Origin of the sequence: Proteus vulgaris (genome assembly GCF_023100685.1) — a bacterium.
Taxonomy (GTDB): domain Bacteria; phylum Pseudomonadota; class Gammaproteobacteria; order Enterobacterales; family Enterobacteriaceae; genus Proteus.
In genome coordinates this window covers 1,276,266-1,296,793 of record NZ_CP090064.1, presented here as the reverse complement: position 1 = coordinate 1,296,793, position 20,528 = coordinate 1,276,266, and the positions used below count along the sequence as shown (strand labels likewise).

Genomic DNA, 20,528 nt, shown 5'->3' with positions numbered 1-20,528 from the left:
CTTATTTATATTAGTAATATATTTACAGTTAATTTTTTACTAAATTTTATCAAAAAATAATGTTACCAATTAAATACAATCAGTTACAAATAAAACAATACAAATTTAATACAACATGGGATATTAATAGAGTATTTAAAATAAAATTTAATTATATATATAGAATTTTGAATATAAAAATATTTAATCACTCCAAATAGGAGTAGAATAAGATTTATTATATTTATTTATATATTTATGAGTGTGATGAGAAAGAATAAGGCAGAATTTTTAAATTTTATTCAATAAAAAACGGGCTTTGTTCAATTACAAAACCCGCCAATAAAATTTAAAACAATAAATTTAGATTAATTTAATAAGTTAATAATTAACCTAATGTACTTGGTACAAGAATTTCAGTCGCAACAATAACAATAACCAGTCCTACTAATACTGGTACAGAAACACGTTTCATCACTTCAAACGGTGAAATTTTCGCCATACCTGATACCGCAACCACAACACCAGAAACCGGTGATAATGTACGGCCTAAGTTTGAAGCTTGTAACATTGGAATAGTTAAATAAGCTGGGTTAACACCCATATTGCTTGCTAAACGAGGAATTAATTCAACGAAAGCATAGAATGGCGCGTTACCAGAGCCTGTTGTCATCGCCGCTAACATGGTAATTAATACCAGTGCAATCATCATCACAATCGCACCTGAACCTAATGACTGAGCACCTTCGATTAATGCATTAATAAAGCCAACTGTTGTTAAACCTTGAGCAAATACCCCTGCTGCGACTAATAACATAACAACTTGAGCAAATGCATCTGCCATACCGCGGTAAGCAACTTCTAAACCTTCAAAAACTTGTTTTGCGCTAAAGCTACGAATAAATTCGATCACAGCCGCTAAAATCATACAGATAATAATAATGGCAACAATATGAAGCTCTGGTAACCATTTACCATCAAAAACGAGAACACCGATAATTGGTGTAAAAGGTAAAATCGCATAGAAACTTGGTGCGTGAGTTTTGATTTCATTCACGTCTAACATTTCAGTTTCAATGTGCTCTTTGCGGTCAAGGTAACGTTGCCAGAAGAAGTGCGCAATGCACATACCAATAATTGCAGCAATAGAGATAGGCAATGTGGTTTTAAATGCGAAGTCAATCAGCGGCATTTGAGACGCTTCAGCGGCTAAAATAACATCACCTGATGTTGGCGCTAAAATAATTGAGGCTGGAGACGCACAAATTGCAGCAGCAGCACCGCGACTAATTCCCATATTCACCATGACAGGGAACAGCGTTGCCATTAATAACACACCTAAACCTGTTGCCGATGAAACAGCCAGTGACATCAAACATGCAACAATGTAAGCCGCAACCATCAGCAGATAAGGTGAGTTGATCATTTTCAGCGGGCGTGATGCTAATTTAACAACAACATCATTAGCACCGATGTGTGTCATATAAGAAGCAAAACCACAAAGTATCATGATCATCATACCTAAATCGCCACCACGGCTCATTAGTAGATTTTTCACATACTCAACAATATCGATTAAGCCATAGCCTGTCGCAGTTGCACTTGCAGGTAAAACAGCTCTTCCCATAATAACGCTGATGATCAGTAATAACAGACCACCTGTCATTAGAACACCGGTTGGTGAATAGCCTTTTACAATATAACGTCCAACGCCTACAGCAACTAAGGCGCCGATAAGAATTTCAATCATTTATTTATCCTGTCTAAAGTAGTCATTTATAAAATGAAGTTTTTTATTTTTTATCATCATTTTTGCGTTTAGTGCGATTGACACACTCTGCCCAAAGGCAACGTTGCAGTGTATGACATATATCAAAAAAAACGACTATTTTTTTGCATAGGTATAGCACGAATGCTTACTTTTCATTCAAAACATAAATTAAATGATAGATATAAAGCAAAAAGCACACAATTATCAAAATTGTGTGCTTTTATTAAGAATGTGATGAAGTTAAAAATCGTGAAATTAAATTTTCTTCAATAGCTGATTAAGTGCTTTTACTTCTGGGCTTTCAGCATCTTGCTTATTCAGCCAATTATCGATGGCTTGTTTCGCTTTTTGCTGTAATTGATCGCGCAATAATTTTTCAACATTGAGTTCATATTGCACCGCATTCCAATCTCCATAAAGCCTTAATGGAATATCAATTTTAGCCAGTTGGCGAATAAATTCATTTTCTTTACCCCACCCTTTTTTAATATTAACCAATAATGTTACATCAAGATCATGACGCTGAAGGTTAACTTTACCCTGCCCTTTAATTTGATAAGCATCCGCTTGGGCATCAAGAGAATTAACCGTCAATTGTCCTTTGGGTGTTAATTTAAATTGGGCAATGACATTATCTGCTTGGGTGTAACTTTCTATATCTTCAGGATAAATCACTTTATCTGTCGCTTGAGCAACTGATTGCTGAATAACCTGCGGTACATTTAATCCCTGCATTTTAAATTGGCTAACAGATGTATTGAGCGTACCTTGCCAATAATTATAAAAGGCTTTTCGGTTATATCCTGCACCTTCTAAATTCCCTTTTGCCGAAATTAATCCACTGAAATTTTCAGGTTGATTAAACACACGCAATAGTGGCTGTAATGGAATATTGTTCATTGTGACATCCATGCTGATATGTGCTGGCACAATGCTTGTAGAGATAACTGTTGGAAGTGAGAAATCACCTTGAAGGACTTGTCCTGTCAAGGTTTGAATATTTAGCGAATTAGGATTATTTAGCGCATCAAGTTTAAAATTATTAATCTCTAACTCTTTATAAAGCAGCTTATTCAATGCCAATTTCAGCGTAAATTCAATATCACCCCAATGCGTTAAATCATATTCTTTATTTTCAATAGTCACTGAAGTAATAACTGGCTTGGCCATAATCGTGGCATTAGGTGCTGGAGCCGCGTGTGCAGTATTAAATAATGAAAATGATGATAGTGTCTTATTATCTTTAAGGGACAATAATGCAGTTTCAGTTGTTTTAGCCGTTGCTAACTCTGGTAACAACGTATTTAAATTTAATTGTTCACCTTTTAAATCAACTTGATAACGTGTTTTATTTGCAAACTCTGCACTAACACTACCTTGTAATTGACTGTCATTAGCAGTTAGATTTAGATTATCAAATGAAATTTTTCTCACACCCTCATTTTGGATCATAAAATCTGAGGTTAAACTTCCTGTTATGCCATTTTCAGGGATTTCCACACCGGATAATGCATAATCTAGCTGTGTGATCGTACCGTTGATTTGGTAAGGATAGCTGTTCATATCAGCATTAGCGGCAACATTTAGCGTTATCTCACGACGATCACGATTTACTTTCGTGCTCATCTCTAGATTAATTTGTTTTTTATCATCTGTTTTCAGCGATAAATTAATATCACGCAAATTAAGTTGCTCACCATCTTTCATCTGCCAAATAATTAAGCTGTCTGAAATTTTGACTTTGGCAATATTTAACTGCCAATTATTCGCTCTTGTTTCAATCACAGGGTGAGAAACATCTTTAGGCGTAGAAGGAGAAACTATTTTAGGGATAGCCTTACTTTCAGGTGTTTGACGTACTACAGCACCTTTAAGCATGACTTCTTTTACTTCAAGTTGATGAGAAAGAAGCGGTAATAACTCAACATCCAGACGCATATTATCCGCAGTAATTAAAGGCATTTCAGCACCAGGTGCTGTCAATGACATTTTACCACTGATAATGCTCAGTTTTGGCCAAACATGCCAACGCATATCATCTTGTAATGTGAGTTTATAACCGCTTTGTTTTTCAACTCGCTCAACAAGATATCCACGGAAATCATTAGGGTTAATGAGTAAAACTAATGCTGTTAAGCCTGCCAAAATAACCACAAGCAAAATAGCCAGTGTTGTCAAAAACCTTTTCATATAATTACCCGTTTAGTAAAATCTGATAATGATGATTATAAAGATAGTTAATCTTCACTAATTCGACTACCTACCGCACCTTGTTGATTTTTATATTTAGCATCTTGACGACGATTATAAGGTCTATCGGCGGGGCCAGACATAGGTTCAAAACTTAATGCACCAATCACCATGCCCGGTCTTAATGCAAGAGGCAGTTTACCTGAATTAAAGAATTCTAATACGATTTGCCCATGCCAACCAGGATCAATACGATGTGCAGTAACGTGCACCATCAAGCCTAAACGTGCTAATGATGAGCGTCCATCTAGCCACCCCACCACATTATCAGGTAATGTGACTGATTCTAGTGTCACAGCCAATGCTAATTCACCAGGATGTAAGTAAAACGCCTCACCTTCAGGTAAAACAATCTCATCACTCATCACACGTTCTAATGCAGCATTCACTTCAGCTTTTGGACCACTCAGATCAATATAAGCGGCAGTATGTCCTTGGAAAACACGAAACTGGTTTCCTAAGCGAACATCTGCTGTTGCGCCGTTAATTCGCTCGACAGGCGGGCGAGGCTCAATGACTAATTTACCTTCATCCAGCCACTGAATAATATCACGGTCGCATAATCGCATTTTATTTCCTTCTTCAAGTTAATTAGGCAGTTTCATCATGCATGAAAGCTGCCCATAAATGAACCTATTATTCGCAGAACTGCCCAATTTTTGCTTTCAGAATATCAATCGCAACGCGGTTTTTACCCCCTCTTGGCACAATAATATCGGCATATTGTTTAGAAGGTTCAATAAACTGGAAGAACATCGGACGAACAGTTTTATTATATTGTTCAATGACTGAGTCTAAGCTACGTCCACGTTCATTTACATCACGTTTAATTCTACGCATTAAGCAAATATCTAATGGCGTATCAACAAAGATAGAGAAATCCATCTCTTCGCGCAGGCGCTTATCTGTTAATAACAAGATGCCTTCAATAATAATAACTTTTTTAGGCTTAAAAGGGATGGATTCTGTTTTGCGAGTGTGAGCAACGTAGTCATACTGAGGGAGTTCGATGGCATTTCCTGCTTTTAGTTCACACAAATGCTGGTATAAAAGTGCATGATCCATCGAATTTGGGTGGTCATAATTGACCTTATATCGTTCTTCCATCGTTAAATCACTTTGGTCACGATAATAACAATCTTCTGGTATCACACCGATATTATGATCACCTACTTGTGCTCTTAATTCACGGTAAAGCGTACTTGCAATAAGACTTTTACCCGAAGCAGAAGCTCCAGCGATACCTACAATTGTGCACTGATGTGCTGTGTCAGCCATAATCAAAAACCTGGTTTGAAATAAAAAGAGGGATAACGTAATAATATGTAAATATTACGCTAGCGCAGATTATAGTTTTGAAATCACTCTGGTTCCAGCGTAAAACCAGAAATCTATTTGTTTTTTATCAAAAACAGCCGGAAATCACATGTAAAAAATGGAAAGCCAAATGACTCTCCATTTTAATCAGCAAATAATATCAGGCATTATTTTACTGCGATTACACTGCGCGGAAAGAAATTTCCGTTGGAATTGCATCACCATCCCAATACATTTGAGCAGAAACGGTTGACGCTATTTCACGATAAATATCAGCAAATTCACCTTCTGGATCACGCATCACTGTTGGCTGTCCACGATCTAAATCTTCACGTAAAGAGATATGAAGAGGAACTTGACCTAATAATTGGCAATGATATTTCTCCGCCAATTTCGCCGCACCACCTGTACCAAAGATAGGTTCAAGGTGACCACAGTTGCTACAAATATGCGCACTCATGTTTTCAATAATACCTAATACAGGCACATTGACTTTCTTAAACATGACAATCCCTTTCATTGCATCCACCAGCGCAATATCCTGAGGTGTTGTTACCACAACGGCTGCAGTTACAGGGATATTTTGGGATAAGGTTAATTGAATATCACCTGTTCCTGGTGGCATATCGATAACGAGATAATCTAAGTCAGGCCACAACGTATCTTGGAGCATTTGCATTAACGCTTTGCTCGCCATAGGACCACGCCATACCATCGCATTATCATCAGTCACTAAATAACCAATAGAGTTAGACGCTAATCCATACGCCATAATTGGCGCCATATGTTGTCCATCAGGAGACGTTGGACGCTCCATTGTGGTACCTAACATATTAGGAATAGATGGACCATAAATATCCGCATCAAGAATACCTACTTTAGCGCCTTCTTGTGCAAGGGCTAATGCAAGATTAACAGCAGTACTTGATTTACCTACGCCACCTTTACCAGAACTCACCGCAAGAATATTACGTACACCATTAACGCCAGGCAGATCATTTGCACGACGTAAGGTTGAAATATTATGCTTGAGTTTCCATTCAATTGCTTTTGCGCCTGTGATGTCACGAAGTTCAGTTGTCTTTTCTTCGATTAGCACTTGGAAAGGTTTTTTCCAAACAAATGGCATCACTAATTCGATATGAAGAACATCGTCAATCATCGCACATTGATGTAATGCTTTTAGAGAAAGCAGATTACGTTTCAATGTCGGGTGTTCAAAAGTAGACAAGACACCTGAAACTTTTTCGTTCAGAATCTCAGGGGTGGTCTGCTCGGGGGATTTATCACTCATCCCGGCTCCTCTCGTTTTCATTATTTATTAAATATATGAGTGTATCTATCATATCAGATAGTAGATGACTACGATAATGCCTTACCTCAATTTGCCAACTGAAATTTCTCTTGCAAAAACTCCATTATTGCCCTAGCGACATCATGACGGATCGGTTACCATCAAAGTCCCTTTTATTAATTTTATGGAAGTAAGATCCTTACTATGTCTCACGTCGCGAATAAATTATTGGTAACCTGCGCGTTACCTTATGCTAACGGTTCAATTCATCTCGGTCATATCCTTGAGCACATTCAGGCAGATATCTGGGTCCGTTATCAACGAATGCGCGGCAAAGAAGTTCATTTCATCTGCGCTGACGATGCCCACGGCACCCCAATTATGCTGAAAGCTCAACAATTGGGTATAACTCCAGAAGCCATGATTGAAGAAATGAGCAAAGAGCATCAGCAGGATTTTGCAGGCTTCAATATCAGTTATGATAATTATCACTCTACACACAGTGAAGAAAGTCGCGAATTATCGACAAAAATTTATCTAGCACTGAAGAAAAATGGTCACATCAAAAGCAAAACAATTTCTCAGCTTTATGATGAAGAAAAAGGCATGTTCCTACCTGACCGTTTTGTAAAAGGCACGTGCCCTAAATGTAAAGCACAAGACCAATACGGTGATAACTGTGAAGTATGCGGCTCAACATACAGCCCAACAGAATTAATTAATCCACGCTCTGTCGTTTCAGGATCAACACCTGTAATGCGCGAAACAGAACACTACTTCTTTGACTTACCTGCATTTAGTAACATGCTACAAGCATGGATCCGCTCAGGCGCACTGCAAGAACAAGTTGCGAATAAAATGCAAGAATGGTTCGACAGTGGTTTACAACAATGGGATATCACTCGTGATGCGCCTTATTTCGGTTTCGAAATTCCAGATGCACCGGGTAAATATTTCTATGTATGGCTAGATGCACCGATTGGCTACATGAGTTCATTCTTAAACTTATGTGAAAAACGAGGTGATTTAAGTTTTGATGAGTTTTGGAATAAAGACAGCAAAGCTGACCTTTATCACTTTATTGGTAAAGATATCGTCTATTTCCACAGCTTATTCTGGCCAGCTATGTTAGAAGGCAGTGAATATCGCAAGCCGACAAACCTGTTTGTTCACGGTTATGTCACTGTAAATGGCGCCAAGATGTCTAAATCTCGAGGCACCTTTATTACAGCTCGTGCTTATCTTGATCATTTTGATGCTGATTGCCTGCGTTATTACTATGCAGCAAAACTTTCATCACGCATTGACGATATTGACCTAAACTTAGAAGACTTTGTTCAACGTGTTAACAGTGACATTGTTAATAAAGTCGTTAACCTTGCATCGCGTACAGCAGGTTTCATCAGCAAGCGATTTGATGGCAAATTAGCGGATTCTTTAGATGATGCTAAACTTTATCAACACTTTGTTGATATGCAAGAAACTATCGCACAGTCATTCGAAAATCGTGAATTTGGTAAAGCTGTTCGCGAAATTATGGCATTAGCTGATGAAGCTAACCGTTATATTGACGAAAAAGCACCTTGGGTAGTGGCTAAACAAGAAGGTCAAGATGCTCAGTTACAAGCAATCTGTACTATGGGAATTAACTTATTCCGCATACTGATGACGTACCTGAAACCAGTTTTACCTTCACTGACAGAACGTTCAGAAGCATTTTTACAAACCCAATTAACATGGGATGCACTTGAACAACCACTGTTAGGCCAAGAGATCACTAAATTCAAAGCATTGTTTAACCGCATTGAAATGGATAAAGCCAATGCAATGGTTGAAGCATCAAAAAGCACCATTGCACCTGTAAAAGAAGTCACAGGCCCATTAGCTGATTCACCGATCCAAGAAACCATCAACTTTGATGATTTTGCAAAAATCGATATGCGTATTGCTGAAATTAAACAAGCCGATTTTGTTGAAGGCTCAGACAAACTACTGAAATTAATTTTGGACTTAGGTGGTGAAACTCGCCAAGTATTCTCAGGTATTCGTACGGCATACCCAGATCCTAAAGTGTTAGAAGGTCGCTTAACGGTAATGGTGGCAAATTTAGCACCTCGTAAAATGCGTTTTGGTATTTCAGAAGGCATGGTAATGGCAGCAGGCCCTGGCGATAAAGATATCTTCTTACTCAGCCCAGATTCTGGTGCAAAACCGGGTCAACAAGTGAAATAACAACCAAGATTCATTTGCCAAATAAATAAATGGCGGGGTTCTATTAGAGCCCCGCTCTTTTTTTATTGTGATCCATAGCACACTTTCAAAATCGGTGTATGATAATTCTGTTAGTTGATTTGGGACACTTACTTATGAAATCTAAACGGGCACGATTGCAGATTACACTTTGGCATTATCTACGATCTTTTTTGGTTCTTTATCTTTGTCTTTTTGCAGGTAATCTTATTTCAGCCCTTCTACCCTTCGCGGTTCCTGGTAGTATTGTTGGCTTATTGATCCTTTTTGGTTTACTTGCTTTCCAGCTTATTCCGTTACGTTGGGTTAAACCTGGCGCCAATATCCTGCTAAAAAACATGTCATTGCTGTTTATCCCTATCGGGGTAGCCGTAATGAATTATTATGATTTACTTAGTCAGCAGCTCTTCCCTATCGTTTTAGCCTGTGTAGTCAGTACCTTTGGTGTTATGGCACTGGTTGCTTACTGTTCACATTATGTCCATCGTGAGCGTATTATCGTAGGTTCAAAACCAGATCTAGTTGAAGATGTTATTGAAACAAAAGAAAAAGATGATGATAAAGCATTAAGTGAGAAGAAAAAATGTTAGTGTTAATGAATATATGGTGGTCACTTCCTTTAACCATAATTATCTTTTATTTATCACGTAAACTTGCTGCTCGTTATAAATTACCTATATTGAACCCTTTACTTATTGGTATTGCGGTTATTATTCCTATCCTGTTAATTACACACACTCCTTACGAACACTATTTTGCCGGTAGTCGTATTTTAAATGATTTATTACAACCTGCCGTTGTTGCTTTAGCTATCCCGCTTTATCAGCAATTACACCAAATTCGCGCACAGTGGAAATCACTGATAAGCATTTGCTTTATTGGTAGTGTTGCAGCCATGGTCAGTGGTACTGCGATTGCCTTATGGGCGGGCGCAACCCCAGAAATTGCCGCATCAGTCTTACCTAAATCAGTCACAACACCTATCGCAATGGCAGTTGCAGACTCCATAGGTGGTATTCCTGCAATCAGTGCTGCATGTGTTATTGCAGTAGGTATTTTAGGTGCCATTTTTGGTCACACTCTATTCAAGATATTGCGAATTCCAACTCACGCCTCTCGGGGTCTAGCGATGGGAACCGTTTCACATGCAGTGGGAACAGCAAGAGCTGCTGAAGTGGATTATATCGAAGGTGCTTACAGTTCATTAGCATTAATGACCTGCGGGATTATTACCTCTTTACTTGCTCCATTTATCTTCCCTATTATTTTGCATCTTTATAGTTGATATCTTTCTTACTCTCCATTCTTAAATCCCCGATTTAATTAAATTTATTTCGGGGATTTTTACTATAAATTTGAGATACATCTCTCAATTAATGAATTTGTTGCAATTGTTTCATTGAAAATATGATTTTCATCACATATAAGAATGGGTAAAGATGCCTAGAATCTTATAATACAGAAAGATTAATGGGAGACTCATGTATGCATACTCGTTTTCAGGCAGTTTGGTCAGATTTATCCCCTCAGTTACAACACGCACTTGCTCCTTATCTTGAGCAGGATGAATTCCCTGCAATGTTTACGGCAGAGCAGGTCAACGCCATAAAAACACAGTTACAATGTAATGATGATGCCTTAGCCCTCGCACTTTTACCGGTTGCTGCAGCTTGTGCTGTTGCACCTATCTCTAACTTCAAAGTAGGTGCAGTTGCGCGTGGTGAAAGTGGTAATCTCTACTTCGGTGCCAATATGGAATTTGCTGGCGCACCATTACAACAAACAGTCCATGCCGAACAAAGTGCGGTAACTCATGCATGGCTACGTGGTGAATCTCGCTTAATTTCAATCACCGTTAACTATACACCTTGTGGTCATTGTCGCCAGTTTATGAATGAACTCAACAGTGGCACCCATATTCAGATCCAATTACCTGGTAGAAAAGTAGCGACATTGGGGGATTATTTACCTGATAGCTTTGGTCCGAAGGATCTCAATATCACTTCTTTATTAATGGATAAAGTTAATCACAGTTACAAAATTGATAACCCTAGTGAATTAGCACAACAGGCGCTACAAGCCGCCAATCGTAGCCATGCACCTTATAGTGAGTCTCACAGCGGAATTGCTGTTCAAATGAAAAATGGCAAAATTTTCCAAGGTAGCTACGCAGAAAATGCCGCATTTAACCCAAGCTTACCACCATTACAAGCCGCATTAATTTTATTAAATATGGCGGGTGAGAGTGTGATGGAAATTGAATCTGCGGTCTTAATTGAAAAAGCAGAAACAATTTTAACGCAATGGGATGCAACTCAAGCCACATTAACGGCTTTAGGTTGTCGCCAGATGCAACGCATCACTTTGTAAAAAGTTTTAACTTATTCCTCTAAAAATCTCTCCTAAAAAAGCATCAGCATGTAAATTTTGCTGGTGCTTACCAGAAAAAGTTGTAACAACTGTATCTATCTCTCATTTCTAAGCATAAAAATCATAAAAAAATAACATAAGCTGTACATATTTTTATTATTTTGTAGGATCTACTATTGTCATGTGACTAACTGCCTTACAAGAGTATTTTTCATGGAACTGGAACACGAAAGTAAACGCCCTCTCTACATCCCGTATGCAGGCCCAATCCTGCTTGAATTTCCCCTGTTAAATAAAGGTAGTGCTTTCAGCGAAGAAGAACGCAGCACCTTTAACTTACATGGTTTACTGCCTGAAGCAGTTGAAACCATTGAAGAGCAGGTTGAACGCGCTTATCGCCAATATCTTGATTTCAAAAACGATAACGACAAACATATTTACCTAAGAAACATCCAAGACACCAATGAAACTCTGTTTTACCGTTTATTGGAATCTCACCTTACTGAAATGATGCCAATCATTTACACACCAACAGTGGGTGAAGCTTGTGAACATTTCTCTGATATTTATCGTCGTGCTCGTGGTTTATTTATCTCTTACCCTAACCGCGCCAATATCGACGATATGCTGCAAAACGCCACTAAACAAAACGTAAAAGTCATTGTTGTCACTGATGGCGAACGTATTCTTGGTCTAGGTGACCAAGGTATCGGCGGTATGGGTATTCCTATCGGTAAACTCTCTTTATATACTGCGTGTGGGGGTATCAGCCCGGCGTACACACTGCCTGTTGTACTTGATGTTGGTACTAACAATCCACAACGTTTAAACGATCCACTATATATGGGATGGCGCCATCCTCGTATTACTGGTGATGAATATAACGAATTCGTTGATGAATTTATTCAAGCTGTTAAACGTCGCTGGCCAAATGTTTTACTGCAATTTGAAGACTTCGCGCAAAAAAACGCGATGCCTTTACTAAACCGTTATCGTGATGAATTATGTTGCTTTAACGATGATATTCAAGGCACTGCGTCTGTTACCTTAGGTAGTCTTATCGCGGCTAGCCGTGCTGCGGGTCGCCAATTAAAAGACCAAACCGTCACTTTCTTAGGTGCAGGCTCTGCAGGTTGTGGCATTGCTGAGCAAATCATTGCCCAAATGAAATCTGAAGGCTTAAGTGATGAGCAAGCGCGTGAGCGTATCTTCATGGTTGACCGTTTTGGTTTATTGACAGACAAACTGCCAAACTTACTTGATTTCCAAAGCAAACTTATCCAAAAAAGTGAAACCATTGCTGATTGGGAAATAGAAAGCGATGCTATTTCGCTGTTAGAAGTGGTGAAGAATGCAAAACCAACTATTTTGATTGGTGTTTCAGGACAAGCAGGTTTATTCACTGAAGAAATTATTCGTGAAATGCACAAACACTGTGAACGCCCTATCGTGATGCCATTATCTAACCCAACTTCACGTGTTGAAGCACGCCCTGAAGATATTATCAATTGGACAGATGGCCAAGCTTTAGTGGCAACGGGTAGCCCATTTGCACCTGTAAAATACAAAGATAAAGAGTATCCAATTGCACAATGTAATAACTCTTATATCTTCCCAGGCATTGGGTTAGGTGTTATTGCCTGTGGTGCTAAACGTGTGACTGATGCCATGTTAATGGTTGCAAGTCGTGCATTAGCTGATTGTTCACCAATGGCAAAAGAGGGAGATGGCTCACTATTACCTTTACTGGCTGATATTCAACAAGTTTCGCGTTATATAGCAAAACAAGTTGCAAAAGAAGCACAAGTTCAAGGTGTTGCTACTGTTACCTCAGATTCAGCATTAGAAGAAGCCATTGAACGCAACTATTGGCAGCCTGAATACCGTATTTACAAAAGAACGTCATTCTAAATCGTTTTAAATACTAAGTACCATTCTGAAAAGCGCATCATTACTTAATATGAGGCGCTTTTTTCTTGCTTCCCTATCTTTGCTCAAGTAGCCTTAACTATTATGAAAATCATTTTTTATTTGCGTCATTAAGGCAAGGACATGCTAAAACGCCTCATTTATCTTTTTCTCACACTTTTTATTCTACTTGCAGTCACTTTGATTGCCTGCGATCGCTGGATCGGGTGGAAAACAAACCCTTATATTTTTGAAGATATTGATAAATTACCCGCCAAAAAAGTGGGCATGGTGTTAGGCACATCAAAATATTATACCAGTGGTTACATTAATCAATTTTATCAATATCGCATCCAAGGCGCAGTTAATGCCTATAACAGTGGTAAGATCCAATATTTATTATTAAGCGGAGATAATGCAAAGCATAGCTATAATGAGCCTAATACGATGCGTAAGGATCTCATTAAAGCGGGTATTCCGGCTTCTCGTATCGTAATGGATTTTGCAGGATTCAGAACACTTGATTCTGTTGTGCGGACAAAAGAAGTCTTTGGTACTGATGGTTTTACTATTATTACGCAACGTTTTCACTGTGAACGAGCCGTTTTTATTGCTCTAGAAAAAGGAATTGATGCGCAATGCTTTGCGGTTGCATCCCCTAAAAGCATGTTTAAAGTACGTATACGTGAGGTGTTTGCCAGAGCAGGTGCAATGATTGATGTATATATTTTAAATCGAGAACCACGCTTTTTAGGGCCTCCAGAAACAATTCCCGCGATACAATCTATTCCTGATAGCATTAAAGGATATCCCGCAGTTTCACCAGAGGAAGTTGAATCACTTCCTCTAAGTGACAATAATAACGAGAAAATCTAAAAGAATTGCGCTAATTTTGCGGCTGATTTACGCCAAATCCACTCTATTGGGCCTTGTGGAAAATAGCGTAGCCAAATTACGGCAAAAGCAATGTTGATTGCCCAAATAACGACTACAAAAGGCATCAGTTCAGGTAAGGTAAATTGGTTAAATAAGCCCATCCGCTGAAACAGGATAATACCGATAAGACTTTGCATTAAATAGGTCGTCAGCGCCATTTTTCCTACACAACGTAAAGCATAGGCAAAATAAGAGTGGCGAATTATATTCCAACTCCAATAAAATAACGCAATATATCCCAAGCTTTGTATAACTTGGATCAACATAGTTAAAGGCTGTGCCCAAACCGCTGCCCAGCGATAATTCCAATCAGAAAAATAATCCACCAGCACAATCATTGTTTGTAAGCTTAAACTGATTGAGAGAAAACAAAGTGCCACATAACCATAATGTGTACGACTAAATTTCTGTTGTAACCAGCCCGATGCCATTAGCGCAGCACCCATCAGCATTGCGCCAAATAAAAACCAACTATATTGACGCACCAAATTAAAAACGAAAATACTTAACTCATTCAAGCGATAATAAATACTATTTAAATAAGGCCCTGTTTTCCAATCGGATTCAAGCAGTTGGGAATATGGTGTGCTGTACCAAACCGTATCAATAAAATCACGATAATAATAAAACAACATACCTAAAATAAATGCACCACAAAAATAGAGTATCGCCCCCAATATAAATTGGTTCTTTATCGTTATTGATTTGATAAAGACAAAAACAAATAAACCACATACACTATATGGAAATAAAATATCACCTTCCCAAATAAATAGCGTGTGAATAACACCAATCAACGCTAACACAACTAACCGCGATAAATTAAAGCGTGTTCCTTTACGTAGTAGCAGGTAAAGCGTACCACCAAATAGTAATGCAAAAATAAAGAGGAACTTACCTTGGGCAAAAAGGTTTAATGCCATCCATGTTATACGATCACCAAAAGAGGCTTCTCCCGAATGTAACGGATTAAATGAAGCCACTCTTAATAAAGCAAAACCTGAAATATTGAGCAATAAAATGCCAAGGATCGCCATTCCTCTCAACGCATCAAGTGATTCGATACGTTGATGAGACGATTCATTCATTTATTTGAAATCTCAAAGGTGACGAACAGCGCGTAAAAATTCCTGACGCGTATTTTGACTTGATTTAAATAACCCACCTAACGAGGTTGTTGTGGTTGCACTAGTAGCATCACGAATACCACGAGCTTTAACACAATAATGAACCGCATCAATAGAAACAGCCACATTTTTTGTGCCTAGTAACGTTTGTAATGCAATAAGAATTTGCTGGGTTAAACGTTCTTGAACTTGAGGACGTTGAGCAAAGAATTGCACTATACGATTAATTTTTGATAAACCAATCACTTTATCTTTTGGAATATAAGCCACAATCGCCTTGCCATCAATGGTAACAAAGTGATGTTCGCAAGTACTGGTTAATGTGATATCTCGTACTGTCACCATTTCATCAACTTGCATTTTATTTTCAATTAGTGTGATTTTTGGGAAGTTGTGATAATCCAGCCCTGAGAAAATTTCATCAACATACATTTTAGCAATACGACGAGGCGTTTCAGCTAAACTATCGTCGCTTAAATCTAGATTTAACAGCTTCATCACTTCTGTCATATGATGTTCAATTTGCTGTTTACTCTCACTTGGAGATAGCTTTGATTCACGAAGAGGCGTTTCCAAACCGCGTTCAACTAACGCAGCATGCACCCATTGCGCCTCTTTACTTAATGATGACATTGGACTCTCCGATAAACACATTAATGAAGTATCTGTTTCGCTGTCAGCGACAACAGCCTACACTTTAGATGACATGAATCACATTATCCAGCGATACCGCATTTTTCGTTATGAAATTATTGCATTTTTGTATGAACTATTTTTAGATTAAGCCTGTTTTTTCTCTTTTAAACACACCAGAAAACCACCGATTATCAACACAATAAAAGCGACATAAAGCGCAGGTTCTAATTTTCCAGTTAATGCCGTTGAAAGCGAAGAAACAACAGGACCAACCAATTGCCCAATAGCATAAAAGGTCGTGAGTAACCCCGCCATATAACGCCCATGATCAGGAGCTAACTCTCTACCTCGTAAAAAAGCAAGTTGTACCGCACACATCAAACCGCCACCAATTAAAAAGGCACCTATCGCAAGCCCTGTTATTGTCGGGAACCACTCTGCGATCAAAATACCTAATGCTTGTAACCAGAGTGTAATAGCTAAGCGTAACTGTGTGTTTAATACATTACGCGTTAAAATAGCAATTCCGATACATAATGCAGCAGATGCACCAAATACGGGCCAAACAAATTGTGCGATTAAGCTCCCAGGAAAGCGCTCTGCTGCCATTTGAGAAAGAAATGTAGCTGGTAAAATATAACCAAAACCCGCAAAGGTATAACCCCAAATTAACTTTTTCATTGCTGGTGTCAGTGTTAAAGGTGCCACTTTAACTTCTTCTCGATTCATCGCCCAAGGTTTAGGAAGGTGATAACTCACATATATTGCACAAATAAAAGCAAGCGAACCGTAAATAAGCCAGCCAGTCATCGCATTCATTTGCCATTTCATAATTAATACAGCGAGCATACCGCTAATAAATATGCCTGCTCCTGTTCCAGCATAAACAGCAACGCTTAATGCAGGGCGATTAAGGCGAGCCAATAATTCATTGGCCCATGATGCCACCAGTACCAACGTCCAACCACTTGCCCAGCCGATAAAAAAACGAGCAATGCTGTGTGTAAATGCATCATTTAAAAAAGCAGACAACAGAGTGATTATCACTGCTCCCCAAAGCCCTGCCCACAAGCGATATCCCACACCTTTAACAGCTTTCATTGCATCGTAGGAACCAGCAAGATAACCAAGATAATTAAATGCAGCGACAATGCCCGCACTTGTTAGCGTTAATTGATATTCTGCAATCATCAATGGCACTTGTGGTGTAAAAGTAAAGCGCCCTATCCCCATTGCAACGACTAAAGCAAGAAAACCACTAAACGCGATATGAAAAGCTTGCGCTGAATGGCTTTGGTGATTTGAAGTATTCATTGATATCCATTATTTTGTTTTATCGTTTTATACATTTTAAATGTGTTGTTCATTAATAACAGAACACGCAACACATTAACCCCAAATAGTTAACATTTTTGCAATAAGATGTTTCATTTCTTTCTAGTCACAAGATGATCTCTGACATGATGATGTTCATCGTGATAGATTAGTATCATGAAATAAAACAGAACATTTCGATAGATCTTGGAGTATATGATGAGTCAATGTCACGTTAGCGGTTTATTATCTCTTGATGAAGCGCTAGAAAAACTACTTGAAAAACCGCTGGCAATTACCGATACCTTTAACATCCAATTAAATAATGCAGCCGATTATATTCTAAGTGCAGATATTACATCTCCACTCAATGTTCCTCCTTTTGATAATTCTGCAATGGATGGTTACGGACTTCGTTACGCTGACTTAGACACTCAAACTCCTCTTCCGGTGGCCGGAAAATCATTCGCTGGTATTCCTTTTGAGGGAGAGCTTCCTGCTGGTCAATGTGTACGCATTATGACAGGGGCAATGGTTCCTGCTGGTGTTGATACTGTCATTATGCAAGAAGAAGCTGAAGTCACTGAACATGGTGTTCGTTTTTCACAGCCCGCTAAGAAAGGCCAAAATATTCGCCGTATTGGTGAAGATATTAAAGAAAACGATATTGTATTACCTGCTGGCACTAAGCTTTCAACTGCACAATTGCCATTAATCGCTTCTTTAGGGATCGCCACAGTACCAGTTTATCGACGCTTAAAAGTTGCCGTTTTCTCAACAGGTGATGAATTACAAACTATTGGCCAGCCATTAAAAGCGGGTCAAATTTATGATACTAACCGTTTTGCTGTGCGCTTAATGCTTGAAAAATTAGGTTGTGAAGTTTTAGATTTAGGCGTTATTCCTGACTCACCTGAAAAACTCCGTGAAACCTTTAAAAAAGCAGATCAAGAAGCAGATTTAGTGATCAGCAGTGGCGGTGTTTCTGTAGGTGAAGCTGATTACACCAAACAAATTCTTGATGAAATTGGGGAGATTGGTTTTTGGAAATTAGCCATTAAACCGGGAAAACCATTTGCATTTGGTCGATTACACAATGCATGGTTCTGCGGTTTACCGGGTAACCCTGTCTCGGCAACCGTCACATTCTACCAATTAGTTCAGCCTTTGATCGCACGGTTATCAGGCTTTAGTCACTGGAAAGCACCACAACGTTTCCAAGCCGTAGCACAATCATCATTGAAAAAATCAGTGGGTCGTCTTGATTTTCAACGTGGTATCGCAAGTATTAATGCGGAAGGTGTGTGGCAAGTAGACACTTCTGGTCACCAAGGTTCACACGTTTACAGCTCCTTTAGTGTCGCGAACTGCTTTATCGTCTTAGAACGTGAACGCGGTAAAGTGGCTGCAGGCGAAACGGTCACAATCGAGCTATTTAATTCTCTGTTAAAAAGCGAATAGTTTTTATGAGTATCGAATTAACCGATGAAGAAACACTGCGCTACAATCGCCAGATTGTATTAAGAGGTTTTGATTTTGATGGTCAAGAGGCACTGAAAAGTGCCTCTGTATTGATTGTTGGCGCAGGTGGCTTAGGATGTAGTGCTTCGCAATATCTTACAGCTGCAGGTGTAGGAAAACTCACACTATTAGATTTTGATACTGTTTCTCTTTCTAATCTTCAGCGCCAAATTCTTCATCGTGACGCTACGATTGGCCAACCCAAAGTACTCTCTGCAAAAACAACATTAGAAGCAATTAATCCTCATGTCACAATAGAAACTGTTGATGCATTACTTGAAGATGAGGCTTTAGCTAAACTTATTAGCCAACATAATATCGTAATGGACTGTACGGATAATGTGGCAGTACGCGAGCAACTTAATCGCCTCTGCTTTCATCAGAAAAAACCACTAGTATCTGGTGCAGCTATTAGGATGGAAGGTCAAATCAGCGTATTCACTTACCAAGATGACGAGCCTTGCTATCGTTGCTTGAGCCATCTTTTTGGCAATAACGCTTTAAGTTGTGTTGAAGCGGGCATAATGGCACCTGTTGTGGGTACTATTGGCACATTACAAGCAGTTGAAGCCATTAAATTACTCACTGGCTATGGTGAAAATCTGCATGGCAAGGTATTAATGTTTGACGCAATGCGAATGCAGTTTCGTGAATTCAAGTTACCTAAAAATCCACATTGCGAAGTGTGCTCTGCCAATTTACCCGATAACTAACCACTTTCTATCCTAGATAAGGTAAGTCTAACTTTTTTAAACTTACCTTATCACCTTTCAAAGAGAGAGGTATTCACTCTAATGTAATTATCTTAAGCATAAACTCATCTAAATTACTCAAGAAAGTATCTAATCTTGAAAAGATAAATTCAGAGTGTTCATCACTTAGTTTCACATTCCCAGAACAACGTACATTAAAGTTTATTTGTAGGCATTTAGCTTCATTGGCAAGATAATCAACGGCACTGACAAATTTATCAACATATAAAATATCTAGATTTGTCTCTTCTTTTATTTCACGTTTAAGTGCTTGAAGCATGGATTCTCCCTCTTCAATACCACCTGAAGGTATTTCCCAAACATTAGGCATAAATTCATGCTGAGAACGTTTTAGAAAAAGTACTTTATCGTTTATGTCATCAACTTTAATGATGCCACCAACTACGATACGATCATATTTATCCAAAGAATTTAATATGTTATAAGGAACTAAAGGCTCAATCATTTTTTATATAACTCCGCAACAGTTCTAATAATGGATAAATAGTTATCAATAAAATTGTAGCGTTCTTCACCATACCAAGCATCTAATTTGAACATACTATTATGAAATTTAATGGCATTCTCGAAATGACATTTTTGAATGCGTACTTTTTACAATAACTTTGAGATATCTTCTGTGGAGAGTGAAATAAAAAATAATTATTAAGTGGGCAAGTTGTTCCCGGAATATCAGCCTCTACACATGGAATCCCCCACCTTTTGTCTTACTAGTAATTAAAGCTTCTACAGCCTTAGGATCAACATTGCCATTATCTCCACAATCAGCAAATTTCAATTCTGCTCCCAGTTGATAAAGGGGCGCACAAGTTGCAAAAAAAGTATATATAGTAAGAATAGATTAGAATTTCATGATTAAGGATTTCTTTAGCTTGATTAATATTATCTGAAGATATATCACACAAAGCATGAATTTTAACACCTAATAAAACCATTACAGGTAAGTGTTCTTTAATACAATGCTCCCACAACCAATTACTGCCATTTTCATTACAAACTCCTTCCTTGTAAAAATTAAATACATTTAAATTATTTAATTTTAAAATAATTAGATGGTAATAAAAATCTCATTCACACAATAA

General features: G+C 38.4%; 18 protein-coding genes. 8 read left to right on the top strand and 10 right to left on the bottom strand.

The window, feature by feature from the left end; genetic code table 11:
• Positions 1-367 precede the first annotated feature (367 nt).
• The 5 genes from dcuC to apbC all read right to left on the bottom strand — a co-directional run bounded on the left by dcuC (position 368) and on the right by apbC (position 6,611).
• Positions 368-1,729 carry an anaerobic C4-dicarboxylate transporter DcuC gene (gene dcuC / locus LW139_RS06120; RefSeq protein WP_109409728.1) on the bottom strand — a complete coding sequence of 454 codons (1,362 nt, stop codon included), beginning with the start codon at positions 1,727-1,729 and terminating at the stop codon, positions 368-370.
• 276 nt (positions 1,730-2,005) lie between these two features.
• Positions 2,006-3,940: an outer membrane assembly protein AsmA gene (asmA, locus tag LW139_RS06115; protein WP_247850765.1), complete on the bottom strand. Its 1,935-nt coding sequence runs from the start codon at positions 3,938-3,940 to the stop codon at positions 2,006-2,008.
• Between the two features lie 47 nt (positions 3,941-3,987).
• A complete protein-coding gene (gene dcd / locus LW139_RS06110; RefSeq protein ID WP_072070520.1) occupies positions 3,988-4,569 on the bottom strand; it encodes a dCTP deaminase in 582 nt (193 codons plus the stop codon).
• A 67-nt stretch (positions 4,570-4,636) separates the two neighbouring features.
• Positions 4,637-5,278, bottom strand: coding sequence for a uridine kinase (gene udk, locus LW139_RS06105; RefSeq protein WP_036938247.1), 642 nt, complete (start codon positions 5,276-5,278; stop codon positions 4,637-4,639).
• 220 nt (positions 5,279-5,498) lie between these two features.
• Positions 5,499-6,611: an iron-sulfur cluster carrier protein ApbC gene (gene apbC, locus LW139_RS06100; RefSeq protein WP_247850764.1), complete on the bottom strand. Its 1,113-nt coding sequence runs from the start codon at positions 6,609-6,611 to the stop codon at positions 5,499-5,501.
• Positions 6,612-6,815: 204 nt separating this feature from the next.
• On the opposite strand from apbC, the gene metG reads away from it, so the two are divergent.
• The 6 genes from metG to sanA all read left to right on the top strand — a co-directional run bounded on the left by metG (position 6,816) and on the right by sanA (position 14,015).
• Entirely contained in the window at positions 6,816-8,843 is a 2,028-nt protein-coding gene (gene metG / locus LW139_RS06095) for a methionine--tRNA ligase (RefSeq protein ID WP_166541091.1), read from the top strand.
• Between the two features lie 134 nt (positions 8,844-8,977).
• On the top strand, positions 8,978-9,451 hold the full coding sequence (locus LW139_RS06090) for a CidA/LrgA family protein (protein WP_109409722.1): 474 nt from the start codon (positions 8,978-8,980) through the stop codon (positions 9,449-9,451).
• Positions 9,445-10,146: a CidB/LrgB family autolysis modulator gene (locus LW139_RS06085; RefSeq protein ID WP_192876265.1), complete on the top strand. Its 702-nt coding sequence runs from the start codon at positions 9,445-9,447 to the stop codon at positions 10,144-10,146. Before LW139_RS06090 ends, LW139_RS06085 begins: the two co-directional genes overlap by 7 nt.
• A gap of 200 nt (positions 10,147-10,346) precedes the next feature.
• Positions 10,347-11,231 (top strand): cytidine deaminase, encoded by an 885-nt coding sequence (cdd, locus tag LW139_RS06080; protein WP_166541090.1) that lies wholly within the window; start codon positions 10,347-10,349, stop codon positions 11,229-11,231.
• A gap of 213 nt (positions 11,232-11,444) precedes the next feature.
• On the top strand, positions 11,445-13,142 hold the full coding sequence (locus LW139_RS06075; protein ID WP_166541089.1) for an NAD-dependent malic enzyme: 1,698 nt from the start codon (positions 11,445-11,447) through the stop codon (positions 13,140-13,142).
• Between the two features lie 141 nt (positions 13,143-13,283).
• The gene (sanA, locus tag LW139_RS06070) at positions 13,284-14,015 is read left to right on the top strand and encodes an outer membrane permeability protein SanA (protein ID WP_109409719.1); all 732 of its coding nucleotides are present in this window, start codon (positions 13,284-13,286) and stop codon (positions 14,013-14,015) included.
• Here sanA and yeiB read toward each other — a convergent pair.
• The 3 genes from yeiB to LW139_RS06055 all read right to left on the bottom strand — a co-directional run bounded on the left by yeiB (position 14,012) and on the right by LW139_RS06055 (position 17,152).
• Positions 14,012-15,163 (bottom strand): DUF418 domain-containing protein YeiB, encoded by a 1,152-nt coding sequence (gene yeiB / locus LW139_RS06065; protein ID WP_227336608.1) that lies wholly within the window; start codon positions 15,161-15,163, stop codon positions 14,012-14,014. The genes sanA and yeiB overlap by 4 nt on opposite strands.
• Before the next feature lie 12 nt (positions 15,164-15,175).
• A complete protein-coding gene (gene folE, locus LW139_RS06060; RefSeq protein ID WP_036938265.1) occupies positions 15,176-15,835 on the bottom strand; it encodes a GTP cyclohydrolase I FolE in 660 nt (219 codons plus the stop codon).
• A gap of 147 nt (positions 15,836-15,982) precedes the next feature.
• Positions 15,983-17,152: a YbfB/YjiJ family MFS transporter gene (locus LW139_RS06055; RefSeq protein WP_247850763.1), complete on the bottom strand. Its 1,170-nt coding sequence runs from the start codon at positions 17,150-17,152 to the stop codon at positions 15,983-15,985.
• Positions 17,153-17,371: 219 nt separating this feature from the next.
• Here LW139_RS06055 and moeA point away from each other — a divergent pair, with 219 nt between their 5' ends.
• Together moeA and moeB are read left to right on the top strand one after the other, a co-directional pair.
• Positions 17,372-18,613: a molybdopterin molybdotransferase MoeA gene (gene moeA, locus LW139_RS06050; RefSeq protein ID WP_247850762.1), complete on the top strand. Its 1,242-nt coding sequence runs from the start codon at positions 17,372-17,374 to the stop codon at positions 18,611-18,613.
• A gap of 5 nt (positions 18,614-18,618) precedes the next feature.
• Positions 18,619-19,386, top strand: a complete 768-nt coding sequence (moeB, locus tag LW139_RS06045) for a molybdopterin-synthase adenylyltransferase MoeB (RefSeq protein WP_109409715.1) — start codon at positions 18,619-18,621, stop codon at positions 19,384-19,386.
• 73 nt (positions 19,387-19,459) lie between these two features.
• On the opposite strand, the gene LW139_RS06040 is transcribed toward moeB, so the two are convergent.
• Entirely contained in the window at positions 19,460-19,891 is a 432-nt protein-coding gene (locus LW139_RS06040; RefSeq protein ID WP_247850761.1) for an NUDIX hydrolase, read from the bottom strand.
• Between the two features lie 234 nt (positions 19,892-20,125).
• Positions 20,126-20,224 (bottom strand): hypothetical protein, encoded by a 99-nt coding sequence (locus LW139_RS20680; RefSeq protein ID WP_432652204.1) that lies wholly within the window; start codon positions 20,222-20,224, stop codon positions 20,126-20,128.
• Positions 20,225-20,528 lie beyond the last annotated feature (304 nt).